Origin of the sequence: Leptospira selangorensis (assembly GCF_004769405.1) — a bacterium.
Classification (GTDB): domain Bacteria; phylum Spirochaetota; class Leptospiria; order Leptospirales; family Leptospiraceae; genus Leptospira_B; species Leptospira_B selangorensis.
On record NZ_RQES01000022.1, the window covers coordinates 1 to 352 of the forward strand.

1 protein-coding gene is annotated in these 352 nt (G+C 39.5%); it reads right to left on the reverse strand.

What is annotated here, in order from left to right:
• Positions 1-352 (reverse strand): hypothetical protein (locus tag EHO58_RS19600; protein ID WP_244241224.1); only part of this gene is annotated, 352 nt, incomplete at both ends.

A 352-nucleotide genomic window follows, 5' to 3' on the forward strand; every position in this document is an offset into this window, starting at 1 on the left:
TGATCGAGCATCTTTATCTATATTATTCTTAAAAGGTTTGTCCGCCCATTTAGTAACAGTCTTAGATGTGGAATTGCTAAAACCCCAACTATTAGAGGAATTCGTTCCATAATTAAGTCCTGCACTACCTGCAGGAACCCCATAATTCACTCCGGAGCTACTTCCCAAATTCAAACTATTAGCAGAAGAATATGTATCTGCAAACTGAACTGTTCTTAGATTCACTTCGTTTTGGTGGATTTTTTCAGAACCGTCATTTTTGGTTTCTTCAGTATCTGCGTATTTGATCTCACTTGTGATTTGGTCGGTGGAGCCGGTGTCCGTTTTCAAAACTTCGATCTGCATTGTGACC